We start from the raw sequence: 20,533 nt of genomic DNA on the forward strand, positions 1-20,533 counted from the left end.
CTAGAAAACCGTCTATTTCTTAACTCCGGTTAAACTTCGCGTTTTTTCAGCTACTTCATTCGGATCTATCTTGATTCGAGCTACACCTGAGTCCATTGCAGCCTTTGCAACATCTGCTGCCACTAATGGGGCAACACGCGCATCAAATGGTGACGGAATCACGTAATCCTCTGTGATTTCATTTTCTTCAATTAGGGATGCTATTGCATTTGCAGCAGCAACCTTCATTCGTTCATTTATTCTTGTTGCCCGCACATCTAATGCACCTCGGAAAATACCAGGAAACGCAAGCACATTATTCACCTGGTTTGGAAAATCCGATCTTCCTGTACCAACCACGCGTGCACCGGCCGCTTTTGCATCCTCGGGCAGAATCTCTGGATCGGGATTAGCCATCGCAAAAATAATGGCATCTCTATTCATTGTAGAAACCATTTCCTTTGTAAGCGCACCGCCAACAGATACACCAATAAAGACATCAGCACCCACTAGAACTTCCTCCAATGATCCCTCTACTTTATTGATATTCGTAAATTTAGCAACTCTATCTTTCACACTATTCATACCATAGGTTCTACCTTCAAAAATAGCTCCTTTTGAGTCACACATAATCATATCCCTTACACCGAAGCTCTCTAATAAGCGAATTATTGCAATGCCAGCTGCACCTGCACCATTTGCCACTACTTTAATTTCAGAGAAATCCTTTTCAACAAGCTTCAATGCATTGATTAAACCTGCAACTGTAACAATAGCTGTTCCATGCTGGTCATCATGGAAAATCGGGATATTTGTTTCGTCTTTTAAGCGTTCTTCAATAATAAAGCAATTTGGTGCTGCAATATCTTCTAAGTTTACTCCACCAAATGTTGGTTCTAACAATTTAACAGTTTGGACAATTTGATCTACATCATGTGTTGCGAGACAAATCGGAAATGCATCTACACCTGCAAATCCTTTAAATAACACAGCTTTCCCTTCCATTACTGGCATTGCAGCTTCAGGTCCAATATTACCAAGGCCTAACACGGCTGAGCCATCACTTACTACGGCGACCATATTCCCTTTCATTGTGTAATCGTAGACTCGATCGTTACTTTCATAAATTTCTTTACAAGGCTCTGCTACACCAGGGGAATACGCTAGACTCAAATCTGCCGCATTATTAACAGGAACCTTTGATTGGATCTCCAATTTCCCTTGCTTTACCCTATGCATATGTAACGCTTCATCTCTCAAGCTTGCCATTTTAGATTACTCTCTCCTTTTTGATGTAGAAATTGTATTATATCCTCTGTATGTCTTGTTGTATAATATCCCAAACAAACATAACCAGCTAAAATAAAGTAGAATAATTGCCTTTAATAAGCTTGCTGGCTTTTGTTTGATTCAATAGTGGTCAGACCACCAATAACTCCTCTATTATAACAGATGCATCTCACCTGTAAAGTGATAATCATGCGTTACGGTGAGACCCTAAACAAGCTAAGCACTGAAACGATGCTTTAAGTGCTTCCTATAATTAGCATCCATTTCAATGCCATAAATACTTACAATCTCAAACTACTTCACACTTCTCGATTTTGCAAAACAACATTTTCATTCCCAAAATACCGTTTTAGCATATTTAAACAACTTTTGTCGGGATAGAGGCAATAAGATTCTGCTAGCTGATAAGATTGTTTTTTTTGTTCATCATAAAGAATAATCGATGCGCCACCAGGATAACATTCCGCTACCTTCTCGATAAGTTGCAGTGCTTGTTGATTCGTCATGTTCACCACTTTAATAAATAGACGCTGTTTATAATCTGACTGTAATGTTTCTTGATGAAATGGCTTGACGGAATTGATTACCATTTGTAGCTTATTATTTCTAGATTCTACTTTCCCTTCCAGACAAACGAGCATTTCTTCTTGCAGCCAGGAGCTTATCTCTCGGAATACATCAGGAAAAATAACGGCTTCCATTTCCGCCTGCTCATCATCAATCGTCAGAAATGCCATTTTATCCCCTCGTTTTGTTCGAATAACTCGTATCGCTTGAATAATTACCGTTACGTCTAAATTTCGCTTTCCAAGCATTTTAGCTGCTTGTCTAAGCGTGACATGACCATTAGCTCGCAGCTGCTTCCTGAATTCCTTTATCGGGTGACTCGAAACATACATGCCAAGCAGCTCTTTTTCATCTGCTAATTTCTTAACTTGACTAAAGTCATCGATCTCAACATATTTGGCATCTAGCTCGATTTGATCCTCAAAAAGACTAGACCCACCAAAAAATTCTTTAAAAAGCTCTCCCTGCTCCATCGCTTGTTCTATTGAAGCAAGTAAACTTGCACGATTGGAATACGTTTCATCAAATGCCCCAGCAATAATAAGATTTTCGAGTGTTTTTCGATTAACGAGCTTTGGTGAGGTACGAAGGCAGAAATCGAATATATTTTTAAATGGTCCTGCTTTTCGCGCGCGAATAATTTCGCCAATTGCTTGATTACCTACCGACTTAATCGAGGTAAGTCCCATCCGAACTTTTTTGTTCTCCACACTGTATTTCCCGAAGCTCCGATTAATATTAGGTGGTAATAGTTCAAGTCCAAGCGCTTTTAGTTCTTGCATATAGAGATGCAGTTTATCGTATTGACTTCGAGAAGCACTTAATAATTCCGCAAAGAAGCTTGCTGGATAATTTGCTTTCAAGAAGGCGAGCTGATAAGAAATCTTACTATAGGCAACCGCATGGCTTCTTGGGAATCCATAATTTGAAAATTTAACAATCCAGCTAAATATCTCTTCAGCAACACTTCGCTCGTAACCATTATTTAGACAACCTTGAATAAATGCTTCTTTTTGTGCATCCATAACATCTTGCTTCTTTTTACTTACTGCACGACGCAGCATATCGGCCTCACCAAATGTAAAACCTGCAATTCGATTAGCAATTTGCATGATTTGCTCTTGGTAAACAAGCACACCAAATGTATGGGCAAGAATTGGCTTTAAATCAGGATGTGGGTAGGTTACTTCTTCCTTCCCATGTTTTCGCGCTATATATACCGGAATAAAATCCATTGGACCTGGGCGATACAAGGCGTTGACTGCTACTATATCTTCAAAACTGCTAGGCAAAAGTTCAGTTAGTACCTGTTTCATTCCTTGGGATTCAAGCTGAAACACACCATTTGTTTGCCCATTTCGTAATAATTCATAGGTACGGGTATCGTTTTCAGGAATTTCATCAAGTGAAATCGGGTTAGCACCTGTATAAGCTATCGACTGAATAACCTTCTCCAATAAGGTTAAATTCCGAAGCCCAAGGAAATCCATTTTTAATAAGCCAATTGCTTCTAAATCATTCATTGGAAATTGGGTAAGATGTGTATCGGTTGCACCTATTGTTAGTGGAACATGTTCCTTTAACGGTTTCTCACTAATAACCACGCCTGCTGCATGGGTCGAGATATGACGTGGCAGTCCTTCAAGCTTCACAGCTACAGCAAATAACAGCTTTAATTTAGGAGATGTTTTGACATAACGATACAATTCTTCCGATTCCTTTACGAGCTCTGGGATTCTTTTTGTTGACTGCAGCGGAATTTCTCTTAGCATAAAGCTAGCATCCTGCCCATCCACATCCATTGTTTTTATTAATTCTCGAATTAATGAACGGGCAGCAAAGGTACCGAATGTAATGATTTGCGCAACATGTTCCCTGCCATATTTTTCTTGGACATACGTGATAACCTCATCACGCCTCGCATCTGAAAAATCGACATCAATATCTGGCATTGTTTGTCTTTCAGGGTTTAAAAATCGTTCAAACAATAGACCGTATTCCATTGGATCGACGTCTGTAATACCTAGTATATAGGCAACAATCGAACCAGCTGATGAGCCCCTACCAGGTCCCACAACAATCTGATTTGCTTTTGCATATCCAATAAAGTCCGCTACAATCAGAAAATAATCGCTAAATTCCATGGATTGAATCACATGGAGCTCATAGGAAAGTCGCTTTTTTATAGGATCGGTTAAAGTTTGGTACCTTTCTTTTACTTTTGCCCAGCATAATTTCTCTAGATAATCAGCTGCACTTATTTCTTCAGGTACAGGAAATGATGGCAGCAGACGCTGTTCAAAATCGATCGTAACATTACACTTTCCTGCGATTGCCGCTGTTTCAGCAAGCACCTCCGGCCAAAAGAAACCAAATAAACTTTCCATTTCCGTTTCGGAACGAAGATGTCTATTTTTAATGGTGGAATCCGCAATCTTCATTCCCCACTGTTTTCCCGTTTTCATCGCTTGGAGACAATCAAAAGCCATGGCATCCTTTTCATCAAGATAAATGACATCATTAATCGCCGTAACCGGAATACGGGATACTTTATGAAATTCTTTTACCAGTGTAAATATCGACTCGTCTCTCTCCTGCAAACCAAGGTAGAAGTCACCTTGGGCAAATAATGCTTGCCACTTTTTGAAATAACCGGCAATACCTGCATGTGTTTGGTGTTGAAAAAGCTGCGTTATTTTATCATGTTGAACTGGTACAATACAAATCAATTGACCAGCTGCCTGCTGTATTGCCCCTAAGTCGATGCCATTTATAGAATCCTGCTGAATAGTTGTACTAAGTTTGATTAACTGGTGATAACCAGCATTATTTTTCGCTAATAAGATACATGGAATAACTTCTTCCTCATTGTCCAGTAGTCGTACAGACATTCCAATAATTGGCTTAATTCCATAGCTCTTACATGCACGATAGAATGGAATAATTCCATACAGCACTTCTTCATCCGTTAATGCAAGCGCATTAAAATTTAATTTATGTGCCCGCTCGACCAATTTAGGAATCGTTATTGTACTATTCATCAAACTATAGCCGCTTTTAACCTGTAAATGTGTGTATGACATACTATCCCGCCTTTTCTTTCTAACTATTATTATAACAACCATTTTCGAACATGCATACGCTTTTGCATTCTTTTCTTAGCATAACTCGTCCGAGACAATCATAAAATGTATAGACCATGCCTCAAAGGAGTGCATAAATAATGGAAGAACGGTTTTTTGCTGCATTTATTTCGTGCTTTTTTATTGCTCTCGGTGTAATTATTGGAGGATCTTTCATCGGCAGTATCGGGGATTTCGCAACGGGCGATGCCCCACTTACATCAATGGGACGAATTGCTGACCGCTTGCGAATTTGGGCTATTGTTGCGGCAATTGGAGGTACCTTTGATGCGATTGCAAACTTTGAAAAGGGATTAACAGATGGATCTACAATCGATTTCGTTAAGCAAGTTTTACTTATTCTGTCTGCTATGGGTGGTGTAAAAACTGGCATCATCATTATTGATTGGTTTTTACAAAAGGGGAGCCCGTAATGCATATTCCACCATATCATAAAAAGCCTTCCTGGCAACTTTTTTTCGCAGGTGCATTCATTGGGGGTATTATTGCATACTTCATCCTGATTTATATGTACGGCACGATGTACGAGGAATTATTAGCGGAAAATCTCGAACTGTCATCGCAAGTAAATGACTTGAAAGAACAGAATGCAGCATTGCTGCAAGACAAGGAAGATTTAAGTGAGAAATCCGAAGAGCCATTAACCATTAACTCTATTTCCGTTACGATTGTTGATGGCGAGAGACTGAAGCTGGACCGACTCATTGAACATCAGCTGGAGGAGATGGTTAAGGAACAAATTAGCCATATAATTGGACAAGAAATTTCGATTATAGATAAGAGCGATCAATTGCTTCAATCTACAATAGAGAATAAAGGATTTACCATTGATGATTTCACCTACTATTTCGAGGTGAAGAAATTAACGATTTCAATGGACTTAAAAATAGAGATAATCCCGCAATTGTCAAATTAATTTGTATTTTTCGTGACACATCGAACAATCGTATGGATTTCCTTTGTCGATAATCGTAGAATAGTAATGAAAGCAGTTACACTCCATATATTGAAGGGAGTCGATGTCCGTGTTGCCTATCAACCTAAGAAGAATACGTGATGAAAAAATGAATCAATTAAGAAAAGGGCAAAATGCATACGCAGAATCAGAAGAACTTGTCCGTTTAATGAAACGAGCAATTGAAAAAGAGAAAATGCCTGTCCAGTGCGATGAAACTGACTCTGGTTATTGGTTTATCCCATTAACAACGAGTAAAACGAATTAAAGCTGGAGACTGTCTTGATGGCAGTCTCCAGCATAATCTCTAGCTTATCGCATAAATGCAAGACAAGCTGATTCCAGTTCATTTGTCAGGTTATCTGCTTCTTCCCATGAATAGATCGTTGCCCCTGAAGCCAATGGATGTCCCCCGCCATTGTAATTTGCGGCAATTTCGTTAATTACTGGACCTTTCGAACGTAATCTGACGCGAATCTGATCTTCCTCCTCAATGAAAAACACCCATGCTTTTATACCTTTCATGTTACTTAATATATTTACAAGCTGCCCAGATTCATCAGGAGAAACACGGAACTTCTCTAATATTTCCTTTGTTAGCCTGATTGTACAAAGCCCTGATGGTAAAAGCTCAAACTCTTGCAAAATGTACCCCTGCAAACGAGAAATGTTATCTTCCACACTATACAATTCAGCATATAATGCTGGTCTGTCAAAGTCATAGGTTACCAATTCAGCTGCAAACTGAAATGTCTTTTTCGTTGTACTTGGAAACATAAACCTTCCCGTATCGCCAACAATTCCAGCATATAATAAACGTGCAGCAGCATCATTTAAGCTAAATCCTTCTTCCTTCCCCTGATCATACAACTCAAAAATCATCTCGCTCACAGAACTTGCAGCTGTATCAACAACACTCGCGTCACCATATTCATCTACATTGGGATGATGATCTATTTTAAGAAGCTGCTTTCCAAACGTATACCGCTGGTCATCAATTCGCGGCCTATTAGCCGTATCACATACGATGACAAGCGCGTTTTCATATACATCATCGGAGACATTGTCCATCTTAGCCAAGAACGTTAATGTAGGCTCATCTTCCCCTACCGCATAAACGTGCTTGTTCGGAAAGGAGTGCTTGATGATTTCCTTTAAACCAACCTGCGACCCAAGTGCATCTGGATCCGGTCTAACGTGCCGATGAATAATAATCGTATCGTTTTCCTTAATCGCTTCAATAATCTGTGTCCATTTCATATTTTTGCTCCTACTCCTTTAATCTTGTTTGGTTTCTCTAGATTTATTTATAAAAACAAGTTACAATTATATGAGAATTTTACTTACATAAACTTTAAATTAATTTAGGAGAGATTCCATGTTTATTTTCCCTGCCATCATTGTTGTCGCAGCTGTTCTCTTTATCTATTATAAAGTTGCCATTCTTAAAAGCAAAGATGAACTTATTCAACGCTATTTTAACGCAAAAGCACGTATATGTCTTGGTACATTTGTTTTCGTGTTTGGAATTAACCAATATATTTTCTATAAAACACAGCTGTCTTTATTTATAGGGATTGTTTTCCTTATTCTCGGAGGGCTTCAATTTTACAGAGGTCTTATGGAGGCAAAACATTATCGCAGTGAATGGCGTCGCCTAAACCCGAGTGAATAACTGAATCGTGCAAGAATGAAAGAAATCGGCTGTTTCGGCCGATTTCTTTTTTTATTAACGATTAATTAGCTGAGCCATAATTAATCCTTTTCCTACTAAATTACGCTCATTAAATACTTCTACATCCATTTTTGCATAAAGTCGTCCAACATCAAGTAGTTGCGGTTTAATAATTAGTTTACTGTCGATTTGAACGGGCTTGCTGAAATAGACGGTTATATTTTCAATGGTAACATCTGCTTTTTTCACTTTTTTCAGCAAACGACTGCTTGCCTCTGTAATCAATGTTGTGAACACGCCATTTGATAGCGTCCCTAATTGATTCGTCATTTGCGGAATAACCATCGATTCGAAAACATTCTCATCATCTTCACTTGTTTCTAAATTTCTGGAAACTATATCATCTATGGTTTCACCAACCTGTGGCTGTCGTTGAATTTGCTGCATGGCTTTTAATACATCCTGTCGTGATACAACACCCTGCAACTGATAGGACTGATCCACAACAGGAATAAGCTCAATGCCTTCCCAAACCATCGTATGTGCTACAGAGGCGAGCGAAGTCTTGCTTAGAACTACTTGTGGTTTTTTACTCATCACGCGATCAATTACAATGCTTCTGTCCTTCCCAACAATATCCTTTGAAGAGACCATCCCAATAACTTGCAGTTTATCATCTACAACTGGAAAACGTGTATGTGAGGATAAACTATTCAGCTTGTACCACGCTTCAATCGTATCCTTTGAACGTAAATAATGGGATTCTTCAAAAGGTGTAGCAATATCACCAACAAAAATAATTTCTTTCTTTATCAATTGGTCATAGATCGCTCGGTTAATCATAGCAGCAACGGTAAACGTATCATAGCTCGTTGAAATGATTGGCATTTCTTTATCATCTGCTAGTTTCTTAATATAATCTTCTGTATCAAATCCACCTGTTATTAGTACAGCCGCACCAGCATTCAATGCCAGTTCATGAGCCTTAATTCGGTTTCCGACAATCAATAAGGAATCCGCTTGAGTATAGCGCATCATAGCTTCTAACTGCATGGCACCGATTACAAATTTACTCAATGTTTTATATAATCCGTCGTGGCCACCCAATACTTGTCCATCAATGATATTAACGACCTCAGCAAACGTAAGGCGATCAAAGTTCTCTTTCTTCTTACGTTCAATTCGAATCGTACCTACACGCTCAATTGTACTGACAATCCCTTGATTCTCCGCTTCTTTAATCGCACGATATGCCGTTCCATCACTTACATTCAAATCTTTCGCTATTTGCCGCACCGAAATTTTACTGCCAACCGACAACGAAATAATATGTTGAATAATCTGCTCATGTTTAGTTGTCATTTTATTTCACCAGCTTTCAACTGTACTATATCACTTATTATTATTTATTATACAGTTGAAAGTGCAGAAACTCAATAATTATCCCGTCTCAGCTCGTTATATTGTTCCTGTTCCATAACTGGAGGGCTTGTCATTTGTAAAAGCGTTGCTAAATTTGCTCCAATTACTAACACTAGAAATAGCAACCAACCTCCCCAGAAAATTAGCTCTGTATTCGTAGAAGCTGATGGAATTACTGGCCAAGCAATGTATAGGAAAAAAGCTGCTAATAGTAGTCTTAGTATAGCGTAGTGTCGCATGGGATATCCTCCTTTTGGTTTTGTATTAGTTTATGTGAGGAAGGATGGATTAAGAACTTAAGATAGACTAGTGGATTATGTTATTATTTATTCTGGTTTTTCCCATGAAACAGCTTGATAAATTATGGGGCAAATTCATTTCCAGATAATAATGGTCTCGTGTCGCCATGATATTTGCTCCCAAATTTCCAGCAAAATTTGCTATGATGTCAACAGCTCCACCAAATACTTTATAGTGAGTCAGTACAAAACATGGAGTTACTTCAATTCTATTATATATTCAAACGTAATTAATAATCCTTATACAGTGAAGATGAATTGTGTTGATATTTCTAACTTTCCTCCCCCGCATGTGGAATGAACCGAAATAAATCTCCAAATATGATATTATCCGATTGCTCCAGTTCTTCACGTGCTGTTTTCAGATAGGAAGAGCAGTTTTTATTGCTTACCTTCTTTTTAGAATCTCTCTCATAACAAACATTATTTGTAAATGCATAACTTTCTGCGATCATATCCCCATTCCTGAAAACAACTGGCATGTCTGCAGCTCTTGTGAATAAATCCCGGCTGAAGGATAACCGGTCTTCAGTAGGAACACCTAGCAGATGAAGGAGTGTTGCCCGAATATCAATTTCACCGCCATTTGCCTCAATTGTTTCCCCCTGTTGTCCCGGTACATGAATGACAACTGGTATCTGCTGCAGTTCCAAATGATTAAGCGGTGTATTATCCTGCCCAAGCAATTCATGGACACCAGCTTCATATTTTTTCGAAATACCATAATGATCGCCAAAAATCACAAAAATTGTATTTTCATACAATCCTTCTTCTTTAACCATTTCAAAAAAACGTTCCAATGCCCTGTCCTGGTATCTGACTGTAGCAACATACCGATTTACAACATCAACTCCTGTTTCAGCTAGCTCAATCAACTGATCCTCCTCTTCTAACAGAAAAGGGAAATGATTTGTTAATGTAATGAATTTTGCCAAATACGGCTCAGGCAATGAGATGAGGTCTTCCATCGATTGTTCAAAAAAAGCAATATCCTTAATCCCATAATTTATCGAGTTTTCCTCAGTTACGTCATAGTTTTCTTTGGCAAAAAAATGCTCATAGCCAAAATTATCATACATTTGTTTGCGATTCCAAAAGCCGGCATCATTTCCATGAAAGGTATATGCTTTATAACCGGAATACTCCTGCAGAATATTAGGCAGTGATTCAAATTCATTTTTAGGGCGGCGCACAAAAACAGACCCACTTGGAAGCGGATATAATCCAGTATCGATCATAAACTCTGCATCAGATGTCTTCCCTTGTGCTGTCTGGTCATAAATATTGGAAAAATAAAAGCTATCCTGAATAAGATCGTTCAAAAATGGTGTAATTTCTTCCCCATTTACTTTTTCATTTACAACAAAATTCTGTGTGGATTCCATACTGATCATGATTACATTTTTTCCTTCTGCAATTCCAAATAATTCAGTTTGCTTTCTTTCCTCCTTCTTGAGATAACTGCTCACCGTATTCGCATCAACTTCATCTGAAAAAGCCTTTTCAATCGGTGCCATTGCTCCAAAGATCATATTGACTACCTGATAATTATACAATCCAAGCGATTGAACAAGACCTTCCCTATCATACGCCGTTTTGAATAAATATTGATTTTGCATCATGCCAATAATAACGGTAAGAACTATTATTCCAATGCTGGCAAGTCCGTATTTTCTTTTGTTTGGCATGTTAATTTGTTTTTTTCTTTTCGAAAATAATACAAACGCAACCACGAAAATGTCAATAAACAATAAAATATCGAACGGAGAAAACAGTTCCAACGTACTTGCCCCAAGTCCGCCAACATTATTTAATTGCAACAAAACAGAAACCGTTACAAAATCAATGTAAAAACGATAATAAAGTAAATTTGCATACAAAAGTCCTGTGATCAGAATATAAATAACCATTAAACCTAACGGGTGAACCTTTTTGCTGAATAGAAAACTGAATCCGATGAACAGCATGAGCGTTCCTATAGGACTGACGAACAAAAGGATGATATCCAGCCAGGATATGAACGACAGACTAAATCCAAACACCATGACAAGGACAGTTTTTAGCCATAAAAAAATAATTGCTGATGCTATTATATGATTAGATAATAATATTTTTATTTTGCGCATTGCGGTTGCCCTTTTTCTTTTAAAAAATAATCAAATTGCTGCTTAATAATTTCAATAGCTTTCCAAACTTTTGCGGGTTCTTGTTTTCCCATTAAAGCTATCTGGAACCAATTTCTTTTTACTAGATAACTGCTTTCATAGCTTACGTGTACACCAAGTGTTTTTAACTGATCGCCAAAATCCTTTGATGCCATATTCTCTGGCAAGCTTACTGTTATAATTCCAGGTGAATATTCCCTCCCTCGAAGTACTGTCATACCTGAAGCTTTGAAAACACGGCAAATCTCCATAGCCAATTCCTCGCTTACTGGCTCGAGATTACGTAATGCTGCCTGTAACGCAGCCAGTCCATTGGATGAATGCGTGAAAGGTACACTTGCTGAAGCCTGATAAGTGCCAATATCCAAAATAGCCGGGATCTGTTTATTCGGAAAGATTTCCTCCTGGTGAAAAAGAATAGCAAGTCCGGGATAAGATCCCAGTCCCTTTCCGCTAACAGTACTTGCCATATACACCCCACCGAAGTCAACCGGTAGAACACCGACCGTACTGCATGCATCAAGACAGAGTTTCACACGATTTTTTTTACAGATTTCCTGCAAGTCTTTGAGGGGATATACATATCCAGTAGACGTATCACAATGAACTGTCCAAAGCCACTGAATATCGGGACTTTGCTCTAATACATTTTCAATTTCATCCAGTTCAATAGCAGTCCCCCATTTCTTTGTTATTTGTTCAAAAGAAAGTCCCCATCTGACTCCATGATCAATTAACCTTTCCCCGAATTCACCATTGGCCAATATCAGCCCCCTTGAGCGGGTGTTGGACAAATGTGCTGCAATCATTTCATTTGCTAGTGTTCCTGTACCCACCGCTATTTCCACGTGCTTAGCATTAGTGAGCTGACAAAGGCCTTGTTGCACGTCATTCATAACCTTTTTAAAACTAGCAGAACGATGAGAAATTGCTGGTTTACCCCATGCTTTTTTCACATTTTCAGAAATCTCTACAGGGCCAGGAAGAAAATTATGATAGAAGTTCTTCTCTTCTCTATGAATAAGTCTTTCGAAAAGCCTGGATGCTAATTCAAAGTTCTTTTTTGTTAAATACATGGGCTGATAGGGAGCTTTCTCTGTACCGACAAGTGGTCCAAATGCCTCAAATCCGATATGCCTGTACAGCTTTGTTTGCCTTGTTGTTCCGGAGATTAAAGCCATGTTATACCCTTTTTCCAGACAATAGGAGACAAGCTTTTCACATAATCCATAAAAAGTACGTCCACCTCGATAAGCCGGTTTTATTGAAAGCAGTCTAATCTCACAGGGTATCGCTTTTTCAGGCAAATAGGTTTCAAGATGATCAAGCTTTTGATCGAGTGAAAAAGGTCGGTTTCCTCTGATAGCAATCATCCCGATGACCTCATTATTCTTTTTTGCAATGATATATGTATTCTCGTCATTAAAACGGTCGACTAATTTCTTTTGATTATTTGCATTGTGCTGTGGAATTTCCTCCACAAACGTTTCATAATTCAGTTGATGAATTTGCTCTATTTCATCAGCAAGTTCTGCAATTTTATATAAAGTAGGTGTTGATTGACTCATCTTGGTTCCCCTTTTCTGTGTAGAAGTAAAACGATGATCAGCATCAATAAAAATATTCCAAACAGTATATATTCTGAAATGATTAACAATGTGATTGGAATAATGGCAAGGGCAGCTAGACCGGCTATTGTAAAGCTTCTTTTTAGACACAAGCCTATTAATAAGATCACTCCGGTTGCAACCAGTGTCAAAGGTGTAAGCACGAGAGCTGCCGCCAAATAGACAACGACGCCTTTACCACCACGAAATTGTAGCTGCACTGGCCAGATATGTCCAACTAAAACAGCTAAAGCTGCACATCCCAATAAGAAACTGCTGACAGTAAACACATAACCGGCTATGAGTAATGGGATAATTGTTTTTAAAGCATCTATAATTACCGTATAAATAAAAGCACTCCGCCCCAATACCCTTCCTGCATTTCTAGCTCCGGCATTTGTGCTACCAAGTTTTCTAATATCCTGATTAACAGCTAGCTTCCCCACATAGTATGCACCATTCACACAACCGAATAAATAAGACAGGAATATCAATATAAAAGTAAACAGAGGTTTCACCCCTTACTTTTCGTAATTCATACTATTTGCTATTTTATCATTTCCTCGAATCATGTGAAAGGGTGTAATTGTCAATAAAACAGGGAATTCCCATTGTTAATTGGATGTTCGCCCGGTAATAATATAAATAGCATCAATTACTTCTTCTACAAGACTAACCGCAAAACAATCTCTATTTAATGATTTAGTAATTTACCATGCGGTACTGCAATTTCAACTAGAAGGATGCTTTAAGTTAAGCATTTTAGAAAGAAGGTAGATGTCTTCATAAGCATTACCATGACAATATATTCCATAGAAAGATTTGTTAATTTTTCGTTAATTAAATTAATAAGCTAACATACCAAGCAACCATCGCATCTCCAAAGAAATAAGAAATTAATGCTGCAATGACAATAAATGGACCAAATGGGATTGGCTGTTTACGTTTGACAATTTTCAACACCATGAGGACAATTCCTACAAACGCTCCAATCAAACAAGCGAGGAAGAAAGCTAATATTACTTTTTCAAAGCCTAACACAAGTCCTAAAACACCAAAAAGTTTCATATCTCCTGCTCCCATCCCACCTCTTGATAGGAGAATAATAATAAAAATCAATCCGAACCCAGTAACGGCACCTGTAACGGAAGACCACCAAGGATCTAACGGCTGAATAATGCGTACGATAATAAAGAATGGTAAGAAAAACAGTAATATCTTATTTGGGATAAGCATGTAGCTTATGTCAGAGATGAAAATAATCATAAGCATAGATACAAAGGAAACTCCCATAAATAACTCCACTTCTAAGCCAAATCTAATATAACTTAGCGCAAACAATAATCCAGTTAGCAGCTCACCGGTCGGATAAATAAAGGAGATATTGTGTTTACAGCCTCGGCATTTTCCACCTTGCACCATATAAGAAAGAACGGGAATGAGCTCCCACCAAGCTAACTGTTTCTTGCAATTAGGACAATACGAGCGATCACCCTTTTTATAAAAAGATTCTTTATTCGGTAATCGGAGTCCAACAACATTATAAAAAGATCCTAGCGTAGTGCCTAGAATGAAGAAAAAAATAATCAATAGAATTTCCATGAATATAACTCCCTATTATCAGTAATATAGAACTAGTATAATTGTATTATAAAACGCATCACAACTCTTTTTTGCAGATTTATGAGTCCATTAATCACTTAGTATAATATGATATAATTAGAGTATGAGAAGGAGATTTCAAGTAATATCGAATAAAAAAAGCGCTCTGAAACAGGAGGTAATGAATGTGACAACAACTAGTAAAATTGATAAATATATTTTAAATAATAGAGAAGAATTCCAGTCTTTACTATTATCAGAGGCAAGTAATGTAGCTACGAAAATTAATTCTATTTTAGAAGAAGGAAATATCGATTTATTAAAAAATGCAGAAAAGATTGCCCTCTTCGTTGCGGGAAACAAAAGAGAGGAGCTCATCGATTTTGCCGAAGTGGAAGGAATATCTTGGGCTAAACATTCATTAACCCTGGCACTTAAATTAGAATGGATTCATGCACTTAGACGTACTTTATGGCATTTGCTCCGTGAAAATAATCCTTTAAACAGCAATTCTAAATCTCTTACCGATTTTTACGAACTCGAACAGAATATTAATGATGGAATTGATGAATTCTTAAATAATTTTTTTATTAGCTATTCTAAATATAAAGATGAATTAATTATGACACAGCGAAATTTAGTTGAGCATCTATCCGTTCCGATTATACCAGTTAGTGCTTCGATAGCAATATTGCCGATGATTGGTAGCTTTGATTCCTATCGCATGGATATTATTAAAGAAAAGATATTAAATGAAATATCAAGACTACGGGCATCAGTATTAATTATGGATCTCTCTGGAATACCTGAGATGGATGAATATACGATTTCTAATTTTCAAAAGGTATTAAACGGGGTAACGTTGATGGGCACTAAATCAATTCTCACAGGCTTAAGTCCACAACTTGCCAATAAGATGATCCAGTTAGGATGGGGCATCGAGAAGGACATTGAAATAAAAGGAACGTTACAACATGCTTTGAATGATTATTTGGTAGTCAATTCGAAGTGAACTGCGGTTTGTTTATGCTTCAATCGCAGCACTTGCTATTGTCAAACATTTTATGAGGTATTGATCTCGGTTTATTTGGTCTTATTAGTACTCCAAATAAACCGAAATCATATAAACACATGTATCCCTCGATGAAACTCATATTTTTATAATTCGATTACATCACCAATATTAAGTGCGCGTCCTTCACCAGTTTTCACTTGTTCAGCCCACGCTTTCGCATCTTGATCAATAACTGGGAAAGTATTGTAATGAACTGGAACGGAAATCTTGGCATTAATCCAGTCCGCTGCAACAAGTGCGTCTTCTGGTCCCATTGTGAAATTATCCCCAATTGGTATAAATGCAAGATCAATGGAATGCATTTCGCCATACATTTTTAGATCCGTAAATAACGCAGTATCCCCAACATGATAAATTGTTTTCCCATCAATAGTCAGCAATATTCCAGCTGGCATTCCACCGTAAATGACGGTTCCATCCTCTTCCGTATAAGATGAGCCATGGAAAGCTTGTGTGAATTTTACCTTGCCGAAGTCAAATTCACGCGCTCCCCCGATATGCATTGGGTGTGTAACCAACCCTTTCGTACCTAGATAAACAGCAAGCTCGTTTGGAGCAACGACCAATGCGTCATTTCTTTTAGCAATTTCAAACGTATCACCCACATGGTCATTATGACCGTGTGTCAGCAAAATCACATCAGCTTTTGCCGTGTTCGCATCAAGGTCACATGCTTCATTCCCTGAAATAAATGGATCAATTAAGATGGTATGACTATCTGTAACCACTTGTACTACAGAATGTCCATGATACGATACCTTCACAAATATCTCTCCTTTTTTATTCATTTACTCTAATTATTCGACAAGAGTATCTCTTTTTCCTTTACCCTTTTGATACATTTCTTACACCATTAGAAAAGAGCAGAATAATCTGCTCCCCTACTATATATTATTTCCCTAATTTTGCTTTCAAGGCTGCAAGCTCGTCGTCCACGTCATTGTTTGCTAACTCCTTGAATTCATCATCTAACGTACGGGCAGATTGAGCTAAATCCTCTGATGTTTCAGCTTCTGCCTCATACTGCATTACTTTCTCTTCCATTCGCTCAAACCCACGCTTTGATTCATCGTTTCCAATTGAGGACATGGTACGATTCATTTTTGTTCTGGTTTTCGCTGATTCTGCACGTGCTTTTAATGTATCCTTTTTCAATTTCATTTCTTGATATTCTTTTTTCATTTCGGTTAATTTTTCTTTTAATGCATCAACATCTTTACTTGTACGTTCCCATGACTCATTTAATGTTTTGAATGTTGCTTCATGGCCTTTTTTATCCTCCAAAGCACGACGGGCTAAGTCATCATTATCTGCTTCAATTGCTTGTTCTGCTTGTTGCGTGCGTTTTTCAATCATTGCTTCAGCGTCATTCGCTTTACGTTTTAGCATTTTTTCGCTTGCTATTTGTTTGGCAACCGCAGCTTCCACTTCTTGAATATCTGCTGCCATTTCACGCATAAATTGATCAAGCATTTTCACTGGATCCTCAGCCTTATCAAGCATAGCATTTAATTCTGAGCTTACGACTGTCTTGATTCGATTAAAAAATTTAAACATGAGTCTTCCTCCTTTTAAATTTATACTTGTTATAACAATCTTATCATTTTTTTCGAGAAGTTTGCATTCACTAGGTTCATAATAGAGTGCATTTGTACATTGACTCTCTTACTACCAACGCCTTGTCACTTCTCTTCCCTTTGTAATACGAGTAAAACGATGAAAAGTTTCAGTATCATATAGAATTAATTTATAATCTTCCTTTATTTGAACACAGATGAACACATTGCTATACTAAGAGTAGTCTATTTTTCGAGGTGAAACAAAAATGAATGAACGATTAAGTAATTTATTAGCAGAGTTAAAAAGTGAAGGAATCGATAGTGCCCTGATAACTTCAAAAGCAAATTTCTATTATCTAAGCAATTATTATACCGATCCACATGAGCGTTTGATTGGTGTATATGTTAATGCGGAGCTTGATCCTGTGCTGATCGTGCCTAAGATGGAGGAGGAAGACGCTAAAGCTGCTGGCTGGGCTAGTGTTGTGATCAGCTATTACGACCACGAAGATCCATGGAAACTATTTTCCAATTACTTAAATAAAAACAATAAGATTCCAAAATCAATGGCAATCGAGCATGATCACATCACATTGGAACGGTCACAGGCAATAAGCCAAATTTTACCGAACACCACAATTGTAGATGCAAAAGAAATCATGGCTAACTTACGTGTGATCAAAAATAAAAAGGAATATACCTTATTAAAACAAGCGGCGGCTCTTGCTGACTTCGGGATTGAAACTGGTGTAAAGGCAATTACTGAAGGCATAACTGAACTTGAACTTGTTGCTAAAATAGAGTATGAGCTCAAAAAACAAGGTGTGCGAGAAATGTCGTTTACAACGATGGCACTTACTGGAGCAAAAACGGCCTCTCCACATGGTACACCTGCATCCGCGAAGGTTGCACCAGGAGACCTTGTACTATTTGATCTCGGTGTTATTTTTGAAGGTTATTGCTCCGATATTACAAGAACGGTAGCCTATAAATCCGTTCGCGATGAGCAACGAAAAATATATGAAACCGTGCTTGCTGCAGAACTGGATGCCATTACTGCTTCTAAATTGAATACGTCAGTCGGAAAAATCGATCAAGCTGCACGGGAGACAATTACGAAGGCTGGCTACGGTGATTACTTTACACATCGAATTGGCCATGGTCTAGGAATTGAAACACATGAATATCCATCCATGCACAGCAATAATGAGCTATCCTTAAAATCTGGTATGTGCTACACAATTGAACCAGGAATTTACGTTCCCAATTCTGGTGGTGTACGAATTGAAGATATGATTTTCATGACAGAAAAAGGACCGGATATCTTAACCGCTTATCCAAAAGAGCTGCAAATTATTGAATAAGTAAAACGTAGTCGGGACAGTTGAAGCTATTGGGCTGTAGAATAGCGTCATCATTTTGTTTTTGGCGCTGTTTTGAAGTGGAATGGTGTCATAGTTCTGGATTTGGTGCTATTGAGAAGTAGAGCGGTTCCATGTTCTGCGTTTGGAGCATAAATGGCGAATACAGGATGATGGTGCCACGAGGTGAGACACCATCAACTCTGCGTTCGGCCGCTTGACTTAAGAGCCTAGTGCTCTTATTTTTTTTGCAGCAATACACGAGCATCTTCGTATGCTAAGTTATGTGCTTCTGCAACTGCTTCATACGCTACAAAACCATCTATAGTATTAATCCCTTTTAAAAGTGCTTCATTTTCTAGACTTGCACGCTTAACCCCTTTATTTGCTAATTGCAATGCATATGGTACGGTAACATTCGTTAACCCAATCGTCGATGTTCGCGGTACAGCTCCTGGCATATTGGCAACGGTATAGTGTAGTACACCATGCTTTGTAAATGTTGGATTATCATGTGTAGTAATTCGATCACTTGTTTCAAAATTACCACCTTGATCAATCGCAACGTCGACAATAACAGAGCCGGCTTCCATCTCACTTACGGTTTCTTCTGTTACAAGCTTCGGTGCTCTTGCGCCTGGAATTAAAACCGAACCTATTACAAGATCTGACTTTTTCACAGCTTCTTGTACATTCAATGAATTGGAAATCAACGTATTGATTGAGGAACCGAAGATATCATCAAGCTGCCGTAAACGATCTGGGTTCAAATCAATAATTGTAACCTCAGCACCCAATCCAATCGCAATTTTCGCCGCGTTTGTTCCAACAACGCCCCCACCAATTATGGTAACCTTACCGCGACTAACACCAGGGATTCCGGATAAAATGATTCCTTTGCCACCTTTAGACTTTTCCAAGAACTGTGCACCAATTTGCGTTGCCATTCTTCCAGCCACCTCACTCATTGGAGTTAATAGTGGCAGTGTTCGGTTCGGCAGCTGAACCGTTTCATAAGCAACCCCCACAACTTTTTTAGCAATTAACGCTTTCGTTACCTCAGGCTCATTTGCTAAATGAAGGTAGGTAAATAAAATTTGTCCTTCAATGAAATATTCAAATTCCTCTTGGAGCGGTTCCTTTACTTTCATCACCATTTCTTGAGACCAAGCTTCCTTGGCAGTGTTCACAATGACTGCACCAGCTGCAACATACTCTTCGTCTGTAAAGCCTGACCCCATCCCAGCTGACGTTTCAACATAGACTTCATGTCCAGCATTTTTTAAAGTGAGAACTCCGGATGGCGCCATAGCTACCCTATTTTCATTGTTCATCAATTCTTTTGGTATTCCAATTTTCATGATTACGCCCCCTTATGCTTTTATATGTAGTCAAAATTATCCAAACAAATCACTAATCTAATTGTATCAAATGCATGTATAAAAAGCACCGATTAATAGGGAGAATCGATAATTCACCGTTCTCCCCTATCAGTGCGAGTTCAAAAAGAACGATGATGAACCAGACTTTTTAAACATCTTCAGTTGTTAGCCTTTATTACTTCTTTTGATTATTAAATGTGTAGATCCCTTTATTATTATGCAGTTGGTCTTCAATAACACCACTTTGATAACTTTCATTTAATTGGTTCTGAACAGCGGCAACTCCTTCGTTATCTTCAAAAAGCTTTTCATGTTTCTCTGCCTTTTTCGACATCGCATTTCACCTCCATAGGTATAGTATGTTCTAAAATCTGTAACAACCGCATAACTTTTATTACCAAATTACTATTACCACGCTTACATTCAGCTAAATCTGGGTATATACTAAGTAT

Annotated in this window: 19 protein-coding genes; 6 read left to right on the forward strand and 13 right to left on the reverse strand. The window is 38.1% G+C overall.

Annotation, left to right across the window (positions count from 1 at the left end; all coding sequences use genetic code 11):
* Window positions 1-12 precede the first annotated feature (12 nt).
* Both NST46_RS17990 and dnaE read right to left on the reverse strand, forming a co-directional pair.
* Entirely contained in the window at window positions 13-1,248 is a 1,236-nt protein-coding gene (locus NST46_RS17990) for an NAD(P)-dependent malic enzyme (protein ID WP_095307324.1), read from the reverse strand.
* Between the two features lie 320 nt (window positions 1,249-1,568).
* Complete coding sequence (gene dnaE / locus NST46_RS17995) at window positions 1,569-4,961, reverse strand: DNA polymerase III subunit alpha (RefSeq protein ID WP_341137540.1); 3,393 nt, start codon at window positions 4,959-4,961, stop codon at window positions 1,569-1,571.
* 98 nt (window positions 4,962-5,059) lie between these two features.
* On the opposite strand from dnaE, the gene NST46_RS18000 reads away from it, so the two are divergent.
* The 3 genes from NST46_RS18000 to NST46_RS18010 all read left to right on the forward strand — a co-directional run bounded on the left by NST46_RS18000 (window position 5,060) and on the right by NST46_RS18010 (window position 6,202).
* Window positions 5,060-5,392, forward strand: a complete 333-nt coding sequence (locus NST46_RS18000; RefSeq protein ID WP_095307327.1) for a YtrH family sporulation protein — start codon at window positions 5,060-5,062, stop codon at window positions 5,390-5,392.
* Window positions 5,392-5,895 carry a sporulation membrane protein YtrI gene (ytrI, locus tag NST46_RS18005; RefSeq protein WP_341137541.1) on the forward strand — a complete coding sequence of 168 codons (504 nt, stop codon included), beginning with the start codon at window positions 5,392-5,394 and terminating at the stop codon, window positions 5,893-5,895. Before NST46_RS18000 ends, ytrI begins: the two co-directional genes overlap by 1 nt.
* 103 nt (window positions 5,896-5,998) lie before the next feature.
* Window positions 5,999-6,202: a hypothetical protein gene (locus tag NST46_RS18010; protein ID WP_336623541.1), complete on the forward strand. Its 204-nt coding sequence runs from the start codon at window positions 5,999-6,001 to the stop codon at window positions 6,200-6,202.
* A gap of 44 nt (window positions 6,203-6,246) precedes the next feature.
* Here NST46_RS18010 and NST46_RS18015 read toward each other — a convergent pair whose 3' ends face one another.
* A complete protein-coding gene (locus NST46_RS18015) occupies window positions 6,247-7,194 on the reverse strand; it encodes a DHH family phosphoesterase (RefSeq protein WP_095307330.1) in 948 nt (315 codons plus the stop codon).
* 118 nt (window positions 7,195-7,312) lie between these two features.
* Here NST46_RS18015 and NST46_RS18020 point away from each other — a divergent pair, with 118 nt between their 5' ends.
* Window positions 7,313-7,609 (forward strand): YtpI family protein, encoded by a 297-nt coding sequence (locus tag NST46_RS18020; protein ID WP_095307332.1) that lies wholly within the window; start codon window positions 7,313-7,315, stop codon window positions 7,607-7,609.
* A 54-nt stretch (window positions 7,610-7,663) separates the two neighbouring features.
* On the opposite strand, the gene NST46_RS18025 is transcribed toward NST46_RS18020, so the two are convergent.
* From NST46_RS18025 to NST46_RS18050, 6 genes are all read right to left on the reverse strand, one after another.
* Window positions 7,664-8,971, reverse strand: coding sequence for a DRTGG domain-containing protein (locus NST46_RS18025; protein WP_095307333.1), 1,308 nt, complete (start codon window positions 8,969-8,971; stop codon window positions 7,664-7,666).
* A gap of 71 nt (window positions 8,972-9,042) precedes the next feature.
* Window positions 9,043-9,270, reverse strand: coding sequence for a hypothetical protein (locus NST46_RS18030; RefSeq protein ID WP_095307334.1), 228 nt, complete (start codon window positions 9,268-9,270; stop codon window positions 9,043-9,045).
* 332 nt (window positions 9,271-9,602) lie between these two features.
* A complete protein-coding gene (locus NST46_RS18035) occupies window positions 9,603-11,456 on the reverse strand; it encodes an LTA synthase family protein (protein ID WP_341137542.1) in 1,854 nt (617 codons plus the stop codon).
* A complete protein-coding gene (locus NST46_RS18040; RefSeq protein ID WP_340001838.1) occupies window positions 11,444-13,063 on the reverse strand; it encodes an aminotransferase class V-fold PLP-dependent enzyme in 1,620 nt (539 codons plus the stop codon). Before NST46_RS18040 ends, NST46_RS18035 begins: the two co-directional genes overlap by 13 nt.
* Complete coding sequence (locus NST46_RS18045; protein ID WP_341137543.1) at window positions 13,060-13,620, reverse strand: glycerol-3-phosphate acyltransferase; 561 nt, start codon at window positions 13,618-13,620, stop codon at window positions 13,060-13,062. Before NST46_RS18045 ends, NST46_RS18040 begins: the two co-directional genes overlap by 4 nt.
* A gap of 322 nt (window positions 13,621-13,942) precedes the next feature.
* On the reverse strand, window positions 13,943-14,704 hold the full coding sequence (locus NST46_RS18050; protein ID WP_095307338.1) for a prepilin peptidase: 762 nt from the start codon (window positions 14,702-14,704) through the stop codon (window positions 13,943-13,945).
* Between the two features lie 181 nt (window positions 14,705-14,885).
* On the opposite strand from NST46_RS18050, the gene NST46_RS18055 reads away from it, so the two are divergent.
* Window positions 14,886-15,716, forward strand: coding sequence for an STAS domain-containing protein (locus NST46_RS18055; RefSeq protein WP_095307339.1), 831 nt, complete (start codon window positions 14,886-14,888; stop codon window positions 15,714-15,716).
* A 146-nt stretch (window positions 15,717-15,862) separates the two neighbouring features.
* Here the strand turns inward: NST46_RS18055 and NST46_RS18060 are convergent, their stop codons facing one another.
* Complete coding sequence (locus tag NST46_RS18060; protein ID WP_095307340.1) at window positions 15,863-16,543, reverse strand: metal-dependent hydrolase; 681 nt, start codon at window positions 16,541-16,543, stop codon at window positions 15,863-15,865.
* A 127-nt stretch (window positions 16,544-16,670) separates the two neighbouring features.
* Complete coding sequence (locus NST46_RS18065) at window positions 16,671-17,336, reverse strand: PspA/IM30 family protein (RefSeq protein WP_095307341.1); 666 nt, start codon at window positions 17,334-17,336, stop codon at window positions 16,671-16,673.
* A gap of 268 nt (window positions 17,337-17,604) precedes the next feature.
* On the opposite strand from NST46_RS18065, the gene NST46_RS18070 reads away from it, so the two are divergent.
* Window positions 17,605-18,702, forward strand: a complete 1,098-nt coding sequence (locus NST46_RS18070) for a M24 family metallopeptidase (RefSeq protein ID WP_341137544.1) — start codon at window positions 17,605-17,607, stop codon at window positions 18,700-18,702.
* A gap of 236 nt (window positions 18,703-18,938) precedes the next feature.
* Here NST46_RS18070 and ald read toward each other — a convergent pair whose 3' ends face one another.
* Window positions 18,939-20,060, reverse strand: coding sequence for an alanine dehydrogenase (gene ald, locus NST46_RS18075; RefSeq protein WP_095307343.1), 1,122 nt, complete (start codon window positions 20,058-20,060; stop codon window positions 18,939-18,941).
* A gap of 196 nt (window positions 20,061-20,256) precedes the next feature.
* A complete protein-coding gene (locus tag NST46_RS18080; protein WP_341137545.1) occupies window positions 20,257-20,415 on the reverse strand; it encodes a hypothetical protein in 159 nt (52 codons plus the stop codon).
* Between the last annotated feature and the right edge of the window lie 118 nt (window positions 20,416-20,533).

The organism is Oceanobacillus sp. FSL W7-1309 (genome assembly GCF_038002145.1).
In the GTDB taxonomy this organism is placed as follows: Bacteria; Bacillota; Bacilli; order Bacillales; family Amphibacillaceae; genus Oceanobacillus; species Oceanobacillus profundus.

What these genes read in the sequence shown, in the direction of transcription:
- NST46_RS17990 (WP_095307324.1), bottom strand. Translation starts at nt 1,248, where the DNA reads ATGGCAAGCTTGAGAGATGAAGCGTTACATATGCATAGGGTAAAGCAA.
- dnaE (WP_341137540.1), bottom strand. Translation starts at nt 4,961, where the DNA reads ATGGTTGTTATAATAATAGTTAGAAAGAAAAGGCGGGATAGTATGTCA.
- NST46_RS18000 (WP_095307327.1), top strand. Translation starts at nt 5,060, where the DNA reads ATGGAAGAACGGTTTTTTGCTGCATTTATTTCGTGCTTTTTTATTGCT.
- ytrI (WP_341137541.1), top strand. Translation starts at nt 5,392, where the DNA reads ATGCATATTCCACCATATCATAAAAAGCCTTCCTGGCAACTTTTTTTC.
- NST46_RS18010 (WP_336623541.1), top strand. Translation starts at nt 5,999, where the DNA reads ATGTCCGTGTTGCCTATCAACCTAAGAAGAATACGTGATGAAAAAATG.
- NST46_RS18015 (WP_095307330.1), bottom strand. Translation starts at nt 7,194, where the DNA reads ATGAAATGGACACAGATTATTGAAGCGATTAAGGAAAACGATACGATT.
- NST46_RS18020 (WP_095307332.1), top strand. Translation starts at nt 7,313, where the DNA reads ATGTTTATTTTCCCTGCCATCATTGTTGTCGCAGCTGTTCTCTTTATC.
- NST46_RS18025 (WP_095307333.1), bottom strand. Translation starts at nt 8,971, where the DNA reads ATGACAACTAAACATGAGCAGATTATTCAACATATTATTTCGTTGTCG.
- NST46_RS18030 (WP_095307334.1), bottom strand. Translation starts at nt 9,270, where the DNA reads ATGCGACACTACGCTATACTAAGACTACTATTAGCAGCTTTTTTCCTA.
- NST46_RS18035 (WP_341137542.1), bottom strand. Translation starts at nt 11,456, where the DNA reads ATGCGCAAAATAAAAATATTATTATCTAATCATATAATAGCATCAGCA.
- NST46_RS18040 (WP_340001838.1), bottom strand. Translation starts at nt 13,063, where the DNA reads ATGAGTCAATCAACACCTACTTTATATAAAATTGCAGAACTTGCTGAT.
- NST46_RS18050 (WP_095307338.1), bottom strand. Translation starts at nt 14,704, where the DNA reads ATGGAAATTCTATTGATTATTTTTTTCTTCATTCTAGGCACTACGCTA.
- NST46_RS18055 (WP_095307339.1), top strand. Translation starts at nt 14,886, where the DNA reads ATGAATGTGACAACAACTAGTAAAATTGATAAATATATTTTAAATAAT.
- NST46_RS18065 (WP_095307341.1), bottom strand. Translation starts at nt 17,336, where the DNA reads ATGTTTAAATTTTTTAATCGAATCAAGACAGTCGTAAGCTCAGAATTA.
- NST46_RS18070 (WP_341137544.1), top strand. Translation starts at nt 17,605, where the DNA reads ATGAATGAACGATTAAGTAATTTATTAGCAGAGTTAAAAAGTGAAGGA.
- ald (WP_095307343.1), bottom strand. Translation starts at nt 20,060, where the DNA reads ATGAAAATTGGAATACCAAAAGAATTGATGAACAATGAAAATAGGGTA.
- NST46_RS18080 (WP_341137545.1), bottom strand. Translation starts at nt 20,415, where the DNA reads ATGTCGAAAAAGGCAGAGAAACATGAAAAGCTTTTTGAAGATAACGAA.